General features: G+C 68.9%; 16 protein-coding genes. 9 read left to right on the top strand and 7 right to left on the bottom strand.

The window, feature by feature from the left end; genetic code table 11:
* Positions 1-86 precede the first annotated feature (86 nt).
* Positions 87-1,475 (top strand): class II 3-deoxy-7-phosphoheptulonate synthase, encoded by a 1,389-nt coding sequence (locus OQ789_RS16760; protein WP_324687144.1) that lies wholly within the window; start codon positions 87-89, stop codon positions 1,473-1,475.
* Here OQ789_RS16760 and OQ789_RS16755 read toward each other — a convergent pair.
* Positions 1,472-2,899, bottom strand: a complete 1,428-nt coding sequence (locus OQ789_RS16755) for an FAD-dependent oxidoreductase (protein WP_420716134.1) — start codon at positions 2,897-2,899, stop codon at positions 1,472-1,474. The genes OQ789_RS16760 and OQ789_RS16755 overlap by 4 nt on opposite strands.
* 134 nt (positions 2,900-3,033) lie before the next feature.
* Positions 3,034-4,296 (bottom strand): protein kinase domain-containing protein, encoded by a 1,263-nt coding sequence (locus OQ789_RS16750; RefSeq protein WP_324687256.1) that lies wholly within the window; start codon positions 4,294-4,296, stop codon positions 3,034-3,036.
* A 188-nt stretch (positions 4,297-4,484) separates the two neighbouring features.
* Here OQ789_RS16750 and OQ789_RS16745 point away from each other — a divergent pair, with 188 nt between their 5' ends.
* The gene (locus OQ789_RS16745) at positions 4,485-4,889 is read left to right on the top strand and encodes an Rv2175c family DNA-binding protein (RefSeq protein WP_324687142.1); all 405 of its coding nucleotides are present in this window, start codon (positions 4,485-4,487) and stop codon (positions 4,887-4,889) included.
* 11 nt (positions 4,890-4,900) lie between these two features.
* Here the strand turns inward: OQ789_RS16745 and OQ789_RS16740 are convergent, their stop codons facing one another.
* Together OQ789_RS16740 and idsA2 are read right to left on the bottom strand one after the other, a co-directional pair.
* Entirely contained in the window at positions 4,901-6,442 is a 1,542-nt protein-coding gene (locus tag OQ789_RS16740; protein WP_324687141.1) for an alpha-(1->6)-mannopyranosyltransferase A, read from the bottom strand.
* Between the two features lie 4 nt (positions 6,443-6,446).
* On the bottom strand, positions 6,447-7,496 hold the full coding sequence (gene idsA2, locus OQ789_RS16735; protein WP_324687140.1) for a bifunctional (2E,6E)-farnesyl/geranyl diphosphate synthase: 1,050 nt from the start codon (positions 7,494-7,496) through the stop codon (positions 6,447-6,449).
* A gap of 249 nt (positions 7,497-7,745) precedes the next feature.
* Here idsA2 and OQ789_RS16730 point away from each other — a divergent pair, with 249 nt between their 5' ends.
* Complete coding sequence (locus tag OQ789_RS16730) at positions 7,746-8,642, top strand: mycobacterial-type methylenetetrahydrofolate reductase (protein WP_324687139.1); 897 nt, start codon at positions 7,746-7,748, stop codon at positions 8,640-8,642.
* Positions 8,643-8,655: 13 nt separating this feature from the next.
* Here the strand turns inward: OQ789_RS16730 and OQ789_RS16725 are convergent, their stop codons facing one another.
* Together OQ789_RS16725 and OQ789_RS16720 are read right to left on the bottom strand one after the other, a co-directional pair.
* On the bottom strand, positions 8,656-9,306 hold the full coding sequence (locus OQ789_RS16725) for an LppM family (lipo)protein (RefSeq protein ID WP_324687138.1): 651 nt from the start codon (positions 9,304-9,306) through the stop codon (positions 8,656-8,658).
* Positions 9,307-9,468: 162 nt separating this feature from the next.
* Positions 9,469-10,077, bottom strand: a complete 609-nt coding sequence (locus OQ789_RS16720; RefSeq protein WP_324687137.1) for an N-acetyltransferase — start codon at positions 10,075-10,077, stop codon at positions 9,469-9,471.
* Positions 10,078-10,440: 363 nt separating this feature from the next.
* On the opposite strand from OQ789_RS16720, the gene OQ789_RS16715 reads away from it, so the two are divergent.
* From OQ789_RS16715 to OQ789_RS16690, 6 genes are all read left to right on the top strand, one after another.
* Complete coding sequence (locus tag OQ789_RS16715) at positions 10,441-10,842, top strand: DUF3040 domain-containing protein (RefSeq protein ID WP_324687136.1); 402 nt, start codon at positions 10,441-10,443, stop codon at positions 10,840-10,842.
* A gap of 416 nt (positions 10,843-11,258) precedes the next feature.
* Positions 11,259-11,690, top strand: coding sequence for a division/cell wall cluster transcriptional repressor MraZ (gene mraZ / locus OQ789_RS16710; protein ID WP_324687135.1), 432 nt, complete (start codon positions 11,259-11,261; stop codon positions 11,688-11,690).
* A complete protein-coding gene (gene rsmH, locus OQ789_RS16705) occupies positions 11,665-12,927 on the top strand; it encodes a 16S rRNA (cytosine(1402)-N(4))-methyltransferase RsmH (RefSeq protein ID WP_324687133.1) in 1,263 nt (420 codons plus the stop codon). The genes mraZ and rsmH overlap by 26 nt, the downstream gene beginning before the upstream one ends.
* Complete coding sequence (locus tag OQ789_RS16700) at positions 12,924-14,117, top strand: hypothetical protein (protein WP_324687131.1); 1,194 nt, start codon at positions 12,924-12,926, stop codon at positions 14,115-14,117. The genes rsmH and OQ789_RS16700 overlap by 4 nt, the downstream gene beginning before the upstream one ends.
* Positions 14,114-16,177, top strand: a complete 2,064-nt coding sequence (locus OQ789_RS16695; protein WP_324687130.1) for a penicillin-binding protein 2 — start codon at positions 14,114-14,116, stop codon at positions 16,175-16,177. Before OQ789_RS16700 ends, OQ789_RS16695 begins: the two co-directional genes overlap by 4 nt.
* Before the next feature lie 44 nt (positions 16,178-16,221).
* Positions 16,222-16,353, top strand: coding sequence for a hypothetical protein (locus OQ789_RS16690; RefSeq protein ID WP_324687128.1), 132 nt, complete (start codon positions 16,222-16,224; stop codon positions 16,351-16,353).
* On the opposite strand, the gene OQ789_RS16685 is transcribed toward OQ789_RS16690, so the two are convergent.
* Entirely contained in the window at positions 16,350-17,465 is a 1,116-nt protein-coding gene (locus OQ789_RS16685) for an FAD-dependent monooxygenase (protein ID WP_324687126.1), read from the bottom strand. The genes OQ789_RS16690 and OQ789_RS16685 overlap by 4 nt on opposite strands.
* Positions 17,466-17,521 lie beyond the last annotated feature (56 nt).

The raw sequence follows: 17,521 nt of genomic DNA, 5'->3' as shown, positions 1-17,521 counted from the left end.
CGGGCCGGGCGCACCGCCGCCCGCCGGTCGCGTTCGCGCAGATCAGCGCTGACCGGCGGCGTTGGTGTCACCGCTAAGATGAACCGATGAACTGGACCGTCGACATACCGATCGATCAGCTGCCGCCGCTGCCGCCGCTGCCGTCGGATCTGCGGGCGCGGTTGGATGCCGCACTGGCCAAACCGGCAGCCCAGCAACCCAGCTGGGCCGCCGAGCCGGCGGGGGCGATGCGGAAGGTCCTGGAGAGCGTGCCGCCGGTGACGGTGCCGTCGGAGATCGCCCGGTTGCAGGAGCAGCTGGCCCAGGTGGCGCGTGGCGAGGCGTTCCTGTTGCAGGGTGGGGACTGCGCGGAGACCTTCACCGAGAACACCGAGCCGCACATCCGCGCCAACGTGCGCACGCTGCTGCAGATGGCGGTGGTGCTGACCTACGGCTCGAGCATGCCGGTGGTCAAGGTGGCGCGCATCGCGGGGCAGTACGCCAAGCCGCGATCCGCCGACCTCGACGCGCTGGGGTTGAAGTCCTACCGCGGCGACATGATCAACGGGTTCGCCCCGGAGGCCGCCGTGCGCGAGCACGACCCGTCGCGGTTGGTGCGCGCCTACGCCAACGCCAGCGCGGCGATGAATCTGGTTCGGGCGCTGACCTCGTCGGGGCTGGCCTCCCTGCACCTGGTGCACGACTGGAATCGGGAGTTCGTCCGCACCTCGCCGGCCGGCGCCCGCTACGAGGCGCTGGCCACCGAGATCGATCGCGGCCTGCGCTTCATGAGCGCCTGCGGGGTGGCCGACCGCAACCTGCAGACCGCCGAGATCTACGCCAGCCACGAGGCTTTGGTGCTCGACTATGAGCGGTCCATGCTGCGGCTGTCCGAAAGCGACAGTGGCGAACCGCTGCTGTACGACCTGTCGGCGCACACCGTGTGGATCGGCGAGCGGACCCGCCAGCTCGACGGCGCGCACATCGCCTTCGCCGAGGTGATCGCCAACCCGATCGGCGTCAAGATCGGCCCCACGATCACCCCCGAGCTTGCCGTGGAATACGTCGAGCGGCTCGACCCGCACAACAAGCCGGGCCGGCTGACGCTGGTGAGCAGGATGGGCAACAACAAGGTTCGCGACCTGCTGCCGCCGATCGTGGAGAAGGTGCAGGCCACCGGTCACCAGGTGGTCTGGCAGTGCGATCCCATGCACGGCAACACCCACGAGTCGTCGAACGGTTACAAGACCCGCCACTTCGACCGCATCGTGGACGAGGTGCAGGGCTTCTTCGAGGTGCACCGCGCGTTGGGCACCCACCCGGGCGGCATCCATGTCGAGATCACCGGTGAGAACGTCACCGAGTGCCTCGGTGGGGCGCAAGACATTTCGGACACCGACCTCGTCGGCCGTTACGAAACCGCTTGCGACCCAAGGCTGAACACCCAGCAGTCGCTGGAGTTGGCATTCCTCGTCGCCGAGATGCTGCGCGACTAGCCCCGCTGGCCGGCGTCGGCCAATGCCTGCCACTTGCCGCCGACGAAGGCCGTGCGGGCACGGTTTCGAAACTGCTCGAAGAGCACTTGTGCATTGACCGCCGCGATGCGGGGGAGCACGCCGGGATCTTTCAGGCGTGACGGCGGATCGATCAGGTTCGTGATCCGATAAAGGCGTTCGGTCAACGCGATGTCGTGGGCGGCGGCGTTCATCGTCGCCATCACCAGCCAGGCCTGCAGCCGTTGCCGTGCGGAACGCCGTCCGCGAGTGGGCGAATCCGCGCGGTCGCGGGCTTTGTTCCCGGACCACGCCGAACCGATATCCTGCGCTGCAGCCGAGAAAAAGCGTTGTGCCAGTTGGCCATCATCCGATTCCAGGCAGTCGCGTAAGGTCAGCGCTTCCAGCGCCGCCATCGTCATACCCTGGCCGTAGGTCGGGTCGAGATAGCACAACGCATCGCCGACAACCAGAAGTCCGGATGGGAATCGCGGCATCCGGTCGTAGCGTCTCCAGACCGCCGCGGTGTGGTGATAGGTCACCGTCTCCCCAAGCGGTTGTGCGGTGCGCAGCCCGGCAACGATCGACGCGGGCAGTAGCGGCTCGATCATCGCCAGCATTGCGGCAAAATCTGTTGGTGGGTGACCGATTTCGCCTGACTGTCCGACAGCCAGCATCCAGGTGTCGTGCTCTCCGGCAACCAGCAGCCCGCGGCCTCTGCCGCCTCCGGGGCTCAACATCGCCAGCTGTTCGTGGATGTGCCCCTTCGGAATTTTCAATCGCTGGCTGCAATAGCTCAATTTCGCGGCCGCCCGGTGCTCGGTGGGCGAGCCGTAGCCGAGGCTCTCCAGAACTGCCGGGGTGCGCGACGCTCTGCCCATCGCGTCCACCACTAGATCGGCGTCTAATCTGGACTCAAACCCTGTGTTGCGCTTGACGACTCGCACACCTGTCACAACGTCGGCGGTGGCGACCGGTTCGAGCGCATCGTGCCCGTCGAGCAAGGTCACATTCGGCAGCGCCCTGACCCGCCGGCGTACGTGAAACTCGATGAACGGCCGGCTGGCCAGGCACATGGTCAACAGCGACGGATCGGCCATCTTTCCCGACCGCTTCATCTCGTACCGTCCGATCCGGGCGTATACGTGCGACAGATCTCCGTCGTCCACGACGACCGCTCCGGCGGCGGCCAGCTCCTTGATCAGCCCGGGAAACAGCTCAGCCAGGACATGCAGACCACGGCTGAGGAAGTTGTGCACATGGCGTCCCTGTGGCACGCCCTTACGGTCACCGGGACGGCCGGGCATCCAGTCGCGCTCCACCAGGCTGACCGAGTCATAGGAATCCGAAAGTACGCGCGCCGCAAGCAAACCTGCCATCCCAGCGCCGAGCACCACCGCGTGCTCGCGGTTCCTTGTTGAGCCCATACCCGAGCACCATACACCGAAAATAAGAAAAATAAGAGATCATTGAGGTTACGTTAAGATTCGTGCTGCGCGCGGTTCGGTCCATTCGCTGCGGTATCGATCGTCGGGCGCTAGGCTGCGCCCTCGCCTGACGGCTACAGCAGTCCGTTGAGGTTGCTGCCGAGGGTCCACGCCGCGGTGGCCACCAGGCCGGTGATCGCCAGGATGAGCGCCACCCAGACCAGCACCATGCGGCGGTTGTGCTGGCGGGCCCACACGAATTCACTGATCGGGATGCCCGCGAATTCGCCTGTGAGGGGCTCGTATTCGTAGTCGTCCTCGGGCTCGTCGTCGCTCGGCGCGGGGCGCCCGGGTGCCGGCCAGCGCTCTGGTTCCCGCGGCATCTGGCGGGTGGGGTTGCGCACCGGCGGGGCGGCGGGCCCCACACCGGCGGCCCCCACACCGGCGGGCCACATAGCGGCGGGCCCCACACCGGCAGGCCCCACATCCGGCGCCCGGCCGCGCTGCAGCGCCGCCGATCGGTGCTGCGCGGAGTTTCGTGGCGCCGGCACCCGAAAGTCCGGCAGCGCAAGCTCTTCGGCGATCGCGTCGAGGTCGGCCCGCATCTCGCTCGCATCGGCATACCGCCCGGCCGGGTCGCGGGCCGTCGCCCGTGCCACGAACTCGTCGAACTGCGCGGGCACGCCGTCGATAACCGCACCGGGCGGCGGCACGTCGTGGTCCAGTCGCTGGTAGGCAAGCGACAGCGGCGAGTCGCCGCTGAACGGCGTGCCTCCGGTCAGCAGCTCATAGGTCATGATTCCGGCGGAGTAGACGTCGCTGCGCGGACTTGGCGGACTGGAGGAGTCGTCGCGCACCTGCTCCGGCGACAGGTAGGCCGCGGTGCCCAAAATCACGCTGGTAGAGGTGATTCCGGCGGCTGCGACGGCGCGGACCAACCCGAAGTCGGCGATCTTCACCTCGCCGTCGTCGGAGATCAGTACGTTCTCGGGTTTGACGTCGCGATGCACGAGGCCTGCCCGGTGCGCGGCGGCCAGCCCGCCGAGCACCGGACGCAGCACCGCCGCAACGGCATACGGCGGCATGGGCCCGCGTTCGGCCAGCAGCTCGCGCAGGGTGCCACCCTCGATGAGCTCCATCACCAGGAAGGGATGCCGGGCGTCCAGGCCCTGGTCATAGACCGCGACCAGCCCCGGATCCTTGAGCCGGGCCACGGTCTGGGCCTCGCGCTGGAATCGGGTCAGGAACTGCTCGTCGCCGGCGTAGCGGGAATCCATCACCTTCACGGCGACAGGACGGTCCAGCCGGGTGTCCAGGCCGCGATACACCGTCGACGTGCCACCGCTGGCGATCCTGGACTGAACCAGGTAGCGGCCGTCGAGCAGAGTGTTGTCCAACGGGTCGACCGATCCGGCGTCGGGCCGGCGATGAGGCGGGCCGGGCCGGCCTGGGGCGGGGGTCCCGCCCGCTCGCGAGGGAGGGCCGGGCGGCTGCGCTTTGGCCACGGGGACATCGTAGGTGTGCCGCCGTGATTGGCCCGTAGAACACGGGCTCGAGGGGGCAATCTGGGCCTACACTTGCCCGGATGAGCAGTATTCCTGCCGGCGACGATGTGCTAGAGCCCGACGAGCCGATCTATGACCTGAAGCGAGTCGCCGAGCTGCTGGGAGTGCCCGTCACCAAGGTGCATCAGCAACTGCGCGAGGGGCACCTGGTCGCCGTCCGGCGCGACGACGGGCTGGTGGTGCCGCAAGTGTTCTTCACCAAGTCCGGCGAGGTGGTCAAGAGCTTGGCGGGGTTGTTGACGATCCTGCACGACGGCGGCTATCACGACACCGAGATCGTGCGCTGGCTGTTCACCCGGGACCCGTCGTTGACGGTGACCCGTGACGGCAGCCGCGACGCCCTCAACAACGCCCGGCCCGTCGACGCCCTGCACGCCCACCAGGCGCGGGAAGTCGTACGCCGGGCGCAGGCGATGGCCTACTGAGGCCGCTCAGCTCAGCCGGCGGTGAGGTCGGCGCGCTCGGCTTGCCGCGCGGGAGCCCGATACAGGCTGTACCCGGCGAGCAGCGCGCACACGGTGGCCAGCGAGAAGTGCAGCCACGAGTACATGCCGTGCGAGCCATCGGGTTTGAAGATCACCATCACCCATGTCGACAGGCCGCCGATGACCGCGATCGCCCGTCGCGACTGCGCCAGCGGGGCCACAATCGCCAGCGGCCACGAGTAGTACCAGGGCAGCGCGGCAGGCACGAACAGCACCACGATCAGCATCGACCACGCGATGCCGGTCAGCGCGGCGCGGTCGTCGCCGCGGAACCGCCACCACAACAGCGGCAGCGACAACGCGATCACCGCGATGCCGACCAGCCGGGTGACGCGAAGGATCGGATAGAAGCTCACCGGGAAGAAGCCGCTGCCGATCGCGTGAATCAGGTTGGCGGCCGCGGTCGGCACCGTCAGCCAGTTGATGATCTTCACCGACCCGGCCAGCGCGGTCAGCCAGCCCAGGCCGACGCCGGCCACCGCCGACAGGCAGGCGAACACCACGACGAAGATCAGCAGCGATAACGCGGCCGCGGCGAAAAACGCGCGCACCGGCCGATATCCCCGCCGGTCGCGCAGGTGCCGCATCCACACCCACACCATGAAGGGCAGCGCGATGCCCGCGGTCGCTTTGACCGCGATGGCGACCGTGATCAGCGTGACGCCCGCGACGTGACGGCCGCCGAACATCAGCGCGATGCCTGCGGCCATCAAACCGACCATCAGCATCTCGTTGTGCACGCCGCCCATCAGGTGGATCAGCACCAGGGGGTTGAGCACGCAGATCCACAGCGCCGCCGGAACGTCGGCGCCCAGCTGGCGTGCCACCCGGGGCGTCGCCCAGACCAAGAGCACCAGGCCGGGCAGCATGCACAGCCGCAGCAACATGGTGCCGGCGACCACGTTGTTTCCCACGATGATGGTGACGACCTTCGCCACCAGGATGAACACCGGACCATAGGGCGCGGTGGTGATCGACCAGATGGGACTGACGTTGTCCAGCAGGCTGTTCGGGTTGGCGACCGGGCCCACCGCGTAGGGATCCAGGCCGTCGCGCAGCAGCGCACCCTGCGCCAGATACGAGTAGGTGTCGCGGCTGAAGACGGGTACCGACACCAGCAGCGGAGCCAGCCAGAAGCCGGTGGTGGCCTTCATCACGAACTCGCTCGCCTCGCCGGCCAGCACCCGGCGGCCCAGGGCGAGCCAGGCGATCAGCATCAGGCCGACGCCGGTCCACAACACGATGGACGACAGCACCAGGCCGTGGCCAAAACGCAACCAGGACATGTGCATCGACTCGAGCAGCGGGTCATGCTGGCGGGTGCTGCCCGCGCCCAGGCCGCCGACGGTGATCAGCGCGGCTCCCAGCATGCCTAGCTTCGCCGGACCGGAGTCGCCGCCGGCGACGAACGCTCTCAGCTGTGAAAGCCGTTGGCCGCGAGAGGGTTTGGTGGCCGGCACATCGGCGGCCGCGCTGTCGGTGGGCGTCGTCATCGGTTCAGGCGGACCGGTTCGTGGCCAGCTTGGCCAATTCGGACAGCCCCGCTTTGGCCGCGGTGTTGATGGGCGCCGCCGCCAGCGTGGCCAGCGCCCGCTGGGTCAGCGCGACGATGCGCTGTTCGGCCGCGGCCAGGGCGCCCACCGACTCGATGACGTCGCGCAGCTCATCCACCTGCGCGTCGGTCAGCCGGGCCCCGATCGAGGTCCGTAACAGGTTGGCCGCCAACGGGTCCGACTTGTCCGCCAACTCCACCGCCTCGGCCAGCAGCACGGTGCGCTTGCCCGATCGCAGATCGTCCCCGGATGGCTTGCCGGTGACTTCGGGGTCGCCGAAAGCCCCCAGCACGTCGTCGCGCAGCTGAAACGCCACGCCCAGGTCCGTCCCGAACTCGCTGAAGATGTCGTGGACGTCGGGTCGGTCGGCGGCGGCGGCGGCCCCCAGCTGCAGCGGCCGGGACACCGTGTAGCACGCGGTCTTGAAGGTGTCCACGTTCATCGCCGAGGCGATCGAGGCCGCGCGGCTGGCCTCGGCGACGATGTCGAGGTATTGCCCGCCGAGCACCTCGGTGCGGATGTTGGCCCACACCCGTCGCACCCGGCGGTGGGCCTGCTGCGCCAACTCGACACCGCAGACGATGTCGTCGGCCCACGCCAGCGCGAGATCGCCGAGCAAAATGGCCGCCGACATGCCGAACCGCTCCGGCGAGCCCTGCCAGTGCCGGTCGCGATGGAGCGTGGCGAACCGCACATGCGTGGTCGGCCGGCCCCGGCGGGTCAAGGAGTCGTCGATCACGTCGTCGTGCACCAGCGCGCACGCGTGCAGCAACTCGAGGGCGGAAAACAGCAGCAGCACTTGCTCATCGGGGGCCTCGTCGGTCACCGCGCGCCAGCCCCAGTAGGCGAACGCGGGCCGTAACCGCTTGCCCCCGTTGAGCACGAAATCTTCCAGCGCGGCGATCAGGCCGCCGTAGTCGTCACCGATGTACGCGGTCTCGGTGCGCCGCTCGTGCAGGTACCGCCGCAATTGTTCGGTGATGGCGCCGGTCAACTCGACGGTTGCCGCTGCTTCTGAAGCTCCTAGGCTCAGCGCGGCACCCCTTTCTGCTCGGCTGGCTGGGTGTTCCAGGCCCGACCAGTGTATTCGCCATACAGCGCGGGCCGCTGTGCGCACGACCCGGAGTTGCTTCGCCTGGCTCATCAAACCGCCCCTATGCTGGCGGGTGCGCTGGGGCCGGCGCAGAGACTGCGCGGCCGCGACGCGCCCCGGGCCAGTCCTCGTCAGATGGAGAGAAGCCGCGTGACCCTCAACACCGTTGCTCTCGAGCTGGTGCCACCCAACGCCGACGAAGGTCGGGACCGGGCACTTGACGAGGCGCGCAAAGTGGTGCGGAATTCGGCCGAGTCAGGCCTGGACGGCCGGATCCGGCACGTGATGATTCCGGGGATCATCGCGGAGGACGACGACCGCCCCATTCAGATGAAGCCGAAGTTGGACGTGCTCGACTTCTGGTCGGTCGTCAAGCCAGAACTGCCCGGCATCAAGGGCCTGTGCACGCAGGTCACCGCCTTCATGGACGAGCCGTCGCTGCGCGCGCGGCTGACCGGGCTGACGTCGGCCGGAATGGAAGGCGTGGTCTTCGTCGGCGTGCCGCGCACCATGAACGACGGCGAGGGCTCCGGAGTGGCTCCCACCGACGCCCTGTCGATCTACCGGGAGCTGGTGGCGAACCGTGGCGTCATCTTGATCCCCACCCGGGAGGGCGAACAGGGCCGGTTCAACTTCAAGTGCGACCAGGGCGCCACCTACGGCATGACCCAGCTGCTGTACTCCGACGCGATCGTGGGCTTCCTGAGCGAGTTCGCCGCCCGGACCGACCACCGGCCGGAGATCCTGCTGTCGTTCGGCTTCGTCCCGAAGATGGAGAGCCGGGTCGGGCTGATCAACTGGCTCATTCAGGACCCGGGCAATCCGGCGGTGGCCGCCGAGCAGGAGTTCGTCAAGAAGCTGGCCGCCGGCGAACCGGCGCAGAAGCGCCGGCAGATGGTCGACCTCTACAAGAGCGTCATCGACGGGGTCGCCGGGCTCGGCTTCCCGCTGAGCGTCCATCTCGAGGCGACCTACGGGAACTCCGGGCCGGCCTTCCAGACCTTCGCGGAGATGCTCGCCTACTGGTCACCGGGACAACAGGGCTAACAGGGCAGCAGGGCTAATCGGGCGGCGGCTGGTCGCGCGGGGCGGTCAACCGCGGTGACCGGTCGCGGCTGACCCAGGCCAACAGCCCCACCACGCCGGCCGCCGCGAACGAGGCGATGCACAGCCACACCACCGCCCCGGTGAAGGACCGGGTGTTGGGGTCGGTGTAGCGGGCCTGGGCGGTCATGGTGGTCACCACGCCCGGCTTGAGCTTCCACGACACCACGTCGGGTTCGACCCGGTCGCCGTTCGTGGAGGACACCACGCCGGGGAAGGCCACCGTCAGCTCGACGTCGGCCTCGGGGTCGGTCAGGGAGGTCAGGTCCGCCCGTCCCTCCAAAATCACCAGGTTGCCGTTGCGGCGCAGCGTCAGGTTCACCCCGGAGGCGTCGGAGTTCATGTTGGCCAGCTGCGGTAACTCCGCGAACGTCAGGTCGGAGAACACCGCCTGCGAGCCGACGTAGCCGTCGCTGTCGTAGTTCGACACCGCCACCTTCTGGCTGAACGGCAGGTTGTTGCTGTCCAGTTGTGGACCGGTGTCCTTGGCGGTCTTGGGTTTGGCGGCGGCGACGATCTCGCCGGACACCAGGTCGTCGGGGGAGATGGTCAGCGAGGCCCTGACCCGCAGGCATCCGGTGGCCAGCGGCACCAGCAGCAGCAACATGGCGATGGCCGTCAGGCGGCGCCGTCGAGCTCGAAACGCCCGGGTTCCTCGGCTGCGGGACGGGGGAGGGCTGGCTCGCACCAGGTCATCGTGCCAGATCCGGTGTGCCGCAAATAAGTGGCACATCGACACAAACGTCTCACCGGGTGCCGAGGCGGGGTGTTAGAGAGGTAGCTCGCGGCCCAGGATCGCGAACGCCCGCGGGTCGCCGGCGAAGTGGTAACCCCGGATGACGTCGGTGAACCCCAGCCTCCGGTACAACCGCCACGCGCGGTTGGGCGCACCATGGGTTTCCGGCGTGGACAGCAGCACATTGCGTTCGGCGCGCCCGGCGAGCAGCCGCCGCGCCAACGCCTCGCCGAGGCCGCGGCCCTGGGCGCGGGGATGGATGTGCAGCTCGGTCAACTCGAAGTAGCTGTCCATCAGCCGCGAGATCTCCTGGGTCGGCGAGCCGCCGCGCTGCATGCCCAGCACGACCTGTTGCTGCCACCATTGCCCGGGCGCGCCGGGGTAGCCGTAGGCCACACCGAGCAAGGGCGCGCCGGCCAGGTCGTGCGCCGAAGGCGGTTGCGCGCCCGCGTCTTCGGCGTCCCGGGTCTCCACGACGCCAACGCCCTGCCAGCCGCGTCGCCGGATGTGTTCCAGCCACATCGCGGCGCGCTGGTTCTCGGTCCCCCGTGGGTACCGCATCGCGTCGACGTAGACCGCCAGGGCGTCGCCCAGGCGGCGCTCCATGTCGCCGGGAAGCAGATCGATGAGGAATGTCGCCAACTCGCGGGTTCTCCTCCTCGTTGGTGACCCGGGCTCATTGGTGATCCACGCTCACTGGCGCGTCCGCATCGGGTGGTCGCTGTGGACCGGGCCGCTATCGCCCCATTATTTATCGGACCCGTGCGTGACCACCCGACGGGCGGTCGTGGCACCGAACCGATCGGCGGGCCCGGTTCGGGCAAGCCGGTTGTTGCGCACGGCCGTTGCGGTCTGGCGGGGCGCCGGAAGGCGGGCGGGATAGAATCGGCGCCGAACCGGTGGTAAGGGGCAGATTGACCTCGTATCATTCAATTAGTTGCCCTGGCAACGGGCATCCGCGTGCTATGGGTAGTCACGTGCCAGACAGTCGGCAAGGAGGGACGAATGCCACTCTCCGATCATGAGCAGAGGATGCTCGATCAGATCGAGAGCGCTCTCTACGCCGAGGACCCCAAATTCGCGTCGAGTGTCCGCGGTGGCGGGTTCCGCGCGCCAACCGCGCGTCGGCGGCTGCAGGGCGTGGCGCTGTTCGTGATCGGTCTGGCGATGCTGGTATCCGGGGTGGCGTTCAAGGCGACGATGATCGGAAACTTCCCGATCCTCAGCGTGTTTGGGTTCATCGTCATGTTCGGCGGCGTGATCTTCGCGATCACCGGACCCCGGTTGTCCCGCAGGCCCGACAGCTCCGGGCCGGCGCCCACTTCACTGCGCCAGCGCCGCAACAAGGGCGGGGGTTCGTTCACCAGTCGCATGGAGGATCGGTTCCGCCGCCGCTTCGACGACTAGGCGCATCCGCAGATTCGGGGTAGCCCACCGGGCTGCCCCGATTTGTTTTTTTCCGGGCGCGCTCGCCGTGCCGGGCGCGGCGGCCGGCCCGCGGTGCCCGCGCGACCGCCGATACCGTTTCGCAGCTCAATCGAGCCACAACCGAGGCGCGTCGCCGCCCTCGCGCCCCACTGCGCCCCACTAGAGTTCCCCACCGGGCCCCATCAACCGCGTTTGGCCTGGTTAGCACGCCTCGTGCGATGACCATCAACACCCCCGGCGCCGGGCCCGACACGCCCCGTGCAACTCGTGACCGCCCTCCTGACGACGGATAACCCTGAAAAAGCCACGACGACATCCCAGGAATGGGGCGAAGTGGGGGAGAGTGGGGTATGGTGGCTGCAGCGTTTGGGTGACCCCATAGGGGAGGTGAGCTGGTGTTTCTCGGCACCTACACGCCCAAGCTCGACGACAAGGGGCGGCTGACGCTGCCCGCCAAGTTCCGCGACGCGCTGGCAGGGGGGTTGATGGTCACCAAGAGCCAGGACCACAGCCTCGCCGTCTACCCGCGGGGGGAATTCGAGCAGCTGGCCCGGCGCGCGAGCAAGACGTCGAGGAGCAACCCCGAGGCCCGGGCGTTTCTCCGAAACCTCGCCGCAGGCACGGACGAGCAGCATCCCGACGCGCAGGGCCGGATCACGTTGTCTGCCGACCACCGTCGCTACGCGAACCTCTCCAAGGACTGCGTGGTGATTGGGGCGGTCGACTACCTCGAGATCTGGGATGCGCAGGCCTGGCAGGACTACCAAGAGACCCACGAAGAGAACTTCTCCGCGGCCAGCGATGAAGCACTCGGCGACATCATCTGAGGCGCATGCCCGTGCAACGTGGCCTCTGCCCGAACCGACCCTGGCGTACTTCCCCAACGCCAGGTTCGCGACTTCGGTCAGAGACCTCGATGCAGGGGCCGCCCAACCTCCCGAGCACCGGGTGAGGCCCGGGGCGGCGCAGACGCGACGCGCCGCGAGGCCCCGTCCCGTAAGGACCCGGGTGGCCGACGGGTGCCGGCAGATCCGTGGAGGCGTTGCGGTGGCTGACAATTCGAGTTCCGACGACTACGGGCACGTCCCCGTCCTGCTGGAACGCTGCGTCGAACTGCTCACGCCCGCACTCACCCGCCGCCGGCCCGACGGGGCGGGGGCGACACTGCTCGATGCCACGCTGGGCGCGGCCGGGCATGCCGAACGGTTCCTGACCGACCTGCCGGGTCTGCGGCTGATCGGTCTCGACCGCGATCCCGGCGCGCTGGACATCGCCCGGGCCCGGCTGGCGCGTTTCGGCGACCGCGTCACGCTGGTGCGCACGCGCTACGACGACGTCGCCGCGGCGCTCACCGAATCCGGTTACGCGGCAACCGAATCGGTCGATGGAATGCTGTTCGACCTGGGGGTGTCGTCCATGCAGCTCGATCGCCCCGAGCGCGGGTTCGCCTACGCCCAGGACGCACCGCTGGACATGCGGATGGACCCGTCGTCGCCACTGACCGCAGCCGACATCGTGAACACCTACGACGAGGCGGAGCTGGCGAAGATTTTGCATCGCTACGGCGAGGAGCGCTTCGCGCGTCGCATCGCCGCGCACATCGTGCGCCGGCGCACCCGCGAGCCGTTCACGTCGACCTCGGACCTGGTAGCCCTGCTCTACGAGGCGATTCCGGCGGCCGCCCGGCGCACCGGCGGGCATCCGGCCAAGCGCACCTTCCAGGCGCTGCGGGTCGCGGTCAACGACGAACTGGATACGCTGCGCCGCGCGCTCCCGGCCGCCCTGGACGCGCTGGACGTCGGCGGGCGCATCGTGGTGATGGCCTACCAATCGCTGGAGGACCGAATCGTCAAGCGGCTCTTCGCCCGGGCGGTCGCGTCGCGCACCCCGGTGGACCTGCCGGTCGAGCTTCCCGGCCATGAACCGCTCTTCCGGTCCCTGGTCCACGGCGCCGGGCGCGCCGACGCCACCGAGGTCGAACGCAATCCACGCAGTGCCGCAGTGCGGTTGCGGGCGCTGCAACGGATGGAATCACAACAGGCGAGCGGGAAGGGCGACGCATGAGAGCGGAACGCGAGACGCCGAAACGGCGCGGCGGCGGCGACCGTCGGGGACGCGACGGCGCTGCCCGGCGCGGCGACCGACCCGCGGCCGACGCCAAAGCGGCGCGGCGCACCCGTGGCGGCCGGAGCTCGGCGCCCGCCCGCGAATCCCGCGCGCCCAAGTCCGCGCCGCAGACCAGCCCCATCGCCCGGCCGGTTGAGCGGCCGGCGCGGCCCAAGTCCGCCAGCCAGGCTAAGGCCCGGGCCAAGGCGCGAAAAGCCAAGGCCCCCAAGGTTGTCCGCCCTCGCCTGACCGAACGGCTGGCCGCCCGGCTGGCCTCGATCGACCTGCGGCCGCGCACGCTGGCCAGCAAGGTTCCGTTCGTCGTGCTGATCATCGGCGCGCTGGGCGTCGGGCTCGGGCTCACGCTCTGGCTGTCCACGGACTCGGCCGAGCGTTCCTACAAGTTGAGCCACGCCCGGGAGCGCACCCGCCTGCTGCAGCAGCAGAAGGAAGCGCTGGAGCGCGATGTGCGCGAGGCGGAGGCGGCCCCCGCGCTGGCGGAGGCGGCCCGCAAGCTGGGCATGATCCCCAGCAGGGACACCGCGCACCTGGTGCAGGACCCGTCCGGCAACTGGGTGGTGGTCGGCACACCCAAGCCGGCCGACGGGGTTCCGCCACCACCGTTGAACACCAAGCTTCCCGACGAGGCGCCGCAGCCTCCCAAGCCGCCGGCCGCTCCGCCGGAGGTGGCGGTGCGAGTGGAACCCGTCCCCGGCGCTCCCGCCCCGGCGCGGTCCGGACCCGAGGCGTTGCTGCGCGCTCCCGACGGCGCATCGACGGTGGGCGGCCAGCACCTTGCGCTGCCCCCGGCGCCCGGCGCGCCTGCCGCCCCCGCCGCGCCGGTGCCGGGTACGCTGCCCGGCATGCCAGGTGGACCGGCGACGGGTGCGTTGCCCAGTTTGCCGCTGCCTGGGTTGCCCACGCCGGCCGGACCTTCGGCCGCTCCGGCGCCGGCAGAGGTGCCGATTCCCTTGGGCGGGCTGCCCATTCCGGTTCCCGGCCAGGTGCCGGCGCCGTTGCCCTCCGAGATTCCCGTCCCGCTGCAGTTGGGCCGTCCGGCGGCGCCGGCTCAACCGGCGGCTCCCACCGTGCCGGCCAACGGCCTGCCCGGGCCGGCGGTCGTCGCGCCGCCAGGTGTGCCCCGGTGACCCGCGGTGACTCCCCGCGGGCAGGACGGTCCCAGTCGGCGAGGCCGACGCGTGGACCCCGTAAAGACTTGGCGGCCAAGGGCGTACGGCAATCCAAGCGGCGCCTGAAACCGCAGCAGGCCGACGCGGGCCGGGGCGGGCCTAAGCGGCTCCGGAAAGCCAAGCAAGCCGCAGGCGCTGGGGCCGCGTCGCGGCCCGAGGGGGTGGGGCATTCGGCGCGGGAGCGCCGCACCCGGCAGATCGTGGAATTGACCAGCCGCGGCGGGTCATTCGTCTTCCGGCACCGGGCCGGCAACGTCGTCATCCTGGTGCTGATGCTGGTGGCCGCCGCCCAGCTGTTCGTCCTGCAGGTGACCAACGCCCCGTCGCTGCGCGCACAGGCCGCCGGCCAGCTCAAGGTCACCGACGTGGAAAAGGCGGTGCGCGGCAGCATCATCGACCGCCGCAACGATCAGCTTGCCTTCACCATCGAGTCGCGTGCGCTGACGTTTCAGCCGAAACGGATCCGCAAGCAACTCGAGGAGGCCAAGGCCAAGAACGCGAACGCCCCGGACCCGCAGCAACGGTTGCGTGACATCGCCAAAGAGGTTTCCGGCCGACTGGGCAACAAGCCCGACTCGGCGACCGTGTTGAAGAAGCTGCAGACCGACGACAACTTCGTCTACCTGGCACGCGCCGTCGATCCCGCTGTCGCCAGCGCGATCTCGGACAAGTATCCCGAGGTCGGCTCCGAACGCCAGGACCTGCGCCAGTATCCCGGCGGATCGCTGGCGGCCAACATCGTCGGCGGCATCGACTGGGACGGCCACGGCCTGCTGGGACTGGAAGAGGCCATGGACTCGGTGCTGTCCGGGACCGACGGTGCGGTGACCTACGACCGCGGATCCGACGGGGTGGTCATCCCCGGCAGTTACCGCAACCGGCACCGGGCGGTCAACGGCTCGATGGTCCAGCTGACCCTCGACAACGACATTCAGTTCTACGTGCAGCAGCAGGTCCAGCAGGCCAAGAATGTGTCTGGCGCGCACAATGTTTCGGCTGTCGTCCTGGACGCCAAGACCGGCGAGGTGCTGGCCATGGCCAACGACAACACCTTCGACCCGTCCCAGGACATCGGCCGTCAGGGAGACAAACAGCTGGGCAACCTGGCGGTGTCCTCGCCGTTCGAGCCCGGATCGGTGAACAAGGTGATCACCGCGTCCTCAGTCATCGAGTACGGCCTGTCCAATCCCGATGAGGTGTTGCAGGTTCCGGGCACCATCCAGATGGGCGGGGTGTCCATCCACGACGCGTGGGAACACGGCGTGATGCCCTACACCACCACCGGTGTGTTCGGAAAGTCGTCCAACGTCGGCACGTTGATGCTCGCGCAGCGCGTCGGCCCGGAGCGCTTCTACGACATGGTGCGCAAATTCGGTCTGGGGCAACGCACCAACGTGGGACTGCCCGGTGAGAGTGCCGGACTGGTGCCGCCGATCGACCAGTGGTCGGGTAGCACCTTTTCGAACCTGCCGATCGGGCAAGGCCTTTCGATGACGCTGCTGCAGATGACCGGCATGTACCAGGCCATCGCCAACGACGGGCTGCGGATGCCGCCGCGGATCATCAAGGCCACCATCGCCCCCGACGGAACGCGTACCGAAGAGCCGCGTCCGGAAGGCGTGCGGGTGGTGTCGCCGCAGACGGCGCAGACCGTGCGCAACATGCTGCGTGCCGTCGTCCAGAAGGACCCGATGGGCTACCAGCAGGGCACCGGGTCCGCCGGCGCGGTGACCGGCTATCAGATGGCCGGCAAGACGGGTACCGCGCAGCAGATCAACCCGGCCTGCGGCTGCTACTTCGACAACGTGTACTGGATCACGTTCGCCGGAATGGCCACCGTCGACAATCCCCGCTACGTCGTCGGGATCATGATGGACAACCCGGAGCGCAACGCCGACGGCACGCCGGGTCATTCGGCGGCCCCGCTGTTCCACAACATCGCCGGCTGGCTCATGCAGCGCGAGAACGTCCCGCTGTCACCGGATCCCGGACCTCCGCTGACCTTGCAGGCCACCTAGGCACGGGCTACGGGCGGGCGAGGACGTCACTGACGAGTTCGTCGATGAACGCTTCGTCGACGGTTTCGCCGGATCCGAACCACGCCTACCTCGATTACGTGCGCGACCCAACCAACGGCTACGTCGGTACCGCGCTGCCCATCGACAAGGGTTTGGAGCTCACGGTCCGCATTTAGTGCGGAGCCGTGAAACCGCGGTTGCGCGCGTCGATCTCGTCCTGCGTGGCGGGGATCAGGCGGTCGCCGCCCGGCGCCGCCATCGCCTGGACTCTGGTCGCGAGCGGTCGCTGAAGGCGGTCGTATTGCTCCCACGCCCGGGCGATGTCGCCGGGGTGGTCGCGCAGGGCCTGGGCGAGAAACCACGCGCCGGTCAGGGCCAGGGTGGTGCCGCGGCCCGTCAGGTTGGAGGTGCAGTGCGCGGCATCCCCGACCAGCACGACACGCCCGCGGTGCCAGCCCGGCATCTGAATCTGGCCGGCCGAATCGAAGTAGAGCTCCGGATCGGCGACCGCCGCCTCGATGAGTTCGGGGACTCGCCATTCGTCGTGGCCGGCGAACGCGTCGGCGAGGATCCGTTTCTGTGCGGCGAGGTCGTGATAGTCGTAGTCGACCCAAGGTGATCGAAACATGAAGACCGCCAGCGCTTTGTCGTTGTAGGCGGCGATGCCGGCGAGGTGGCCGGGGAAGTTGTACATCGGGTTGATGCGCCCTGGTGACGCGTGACCGGGCAGGTCGGCCAGTGCGACGTAGAAGCCGAGATGGCGGAGGAACTGCCGCTCGGGCCCGAACGTCAGCCGGCGAACGGCCGAGTGCATCCCATCGGCCCCCACGACCAGGTCGTAGCGCTCGCGGGCGCCCGAGGCCAGCGAGACGTCGACCCCGCTGTGACCGTCCTCGAGCGCCGTGATGCGTTCGCCGAACCGCAGTTCCGTCGACGGCCCGAGATGACTGAACAGGATGTCGGTGAGGTCTTCGCGGGGGATCTCGACGTCGTCGGACGAGTCGTTGATCTGGTCGAAGGACGGTTCGGCCACGACGGTGCCGTCCGCGTCGACGAATTGCACCCGTTCGGTCATGTCGACCCGGCGTTGGTGGATCTCGGCGAGCACACCCATCTTCTCGGCGATGCCGAGGGCGAGATCCCCGCGAATGTCGATGGGGGAGCCATTGACCCGCAGGTGGTCGGCGCGTTCGACGATGGTGACGTCGTGGCCGTCAGCGCCGAGGTCGATCGCCGTGCTCAGGCCGGCGATTCCGGCGCCGGAAACGAGGACGCGCATTTGTCCCACCCCTATCATCGTAAGATACAGTTTGTACCCTATGCACCGTAATGCCGATCATTAGG

The sequence above is a fragment of the Mycobacterium sp. 94-17 genome (genome assembly GCF_035617725.1).
Classification (GTDB): Bacteria; Actinomycetota; Actinomycetes; order Mycobacteriales; family Mycobacteriaceae; genus Mycobacterium.
The sequence above is the reverse complement of the archived record's forward strand: the minus strand, read 5'-3'. Positions and strand labels throughout refer to the sequence as shown.

Excerpts from the sequence above, each read along its gene's own strand:
- OQ789_RS16740 (WP_324687141.1), bottom strand. The coding sequence starts at position 6,442 with ATGACGACGCCCACCGACAGCGCGGCCGCCGATGTGCCGGCCACCAAA.
- OQ789_RS16760 (WP_324687144.1), top strand. The coding sequence starts at position 87 with ATGAACTGGACCGTCGACATACCGATCGATCAGCTGCCGCCGCTGCCG.
- OQ789_RS16715 (WP_324687136.1), top strand. The coding sequence starts at position 10,441 with ATGCCACTCTCCGATCATGAGCAGAGGATGCTCGATCAGATCGAGAGC.
- OQ789_RS16755 (WP_420716134.1), bottom strand. The coding sequence starts at position 2,899 with ATGGGCTCAACAAGGAACCGCGAGCACGCGGTGGTGCTCGGCGCTGGG.
- OQ789_RS16690 (WP_324687128.1), top strand. The coding sequence starts at position 16,222 with ATGAACGCTTCGTCGACGGTTTCGCCGGATCCGAACCACGCCTACCTC.
- rsmH (WP_324687133.1), top strand. The coding sequence starts at position 11,665 with ATGAAGCACTCGGCGACATCATCTGAGGCGCATGCCCGTGCAACGTGG.
- OQ789_RS16745 (WP_324687142.1), top strand. The coding sequence starts at position 4,485 with ATGAGCAGTATTCCTGCCGGCGACGATGTGCTAGAGCCCGACGAGCCG.
- OQ789_RS16725 (WP_324687138.1), bottom strand. The coding sequence starts at position 9,306 with ATGTTGCTGCTGCTGGTGCCGCTGGCCACCGGATGCCTGCGGGTCAGG.
- OQ789_RS16700 (WP_324687131.1), top strand. The coding sequence starts at position 12,924 with ATGAGAGCGGAACGCGAGACGCCGAAACGGCGCGGCGGCGGCGACCGT.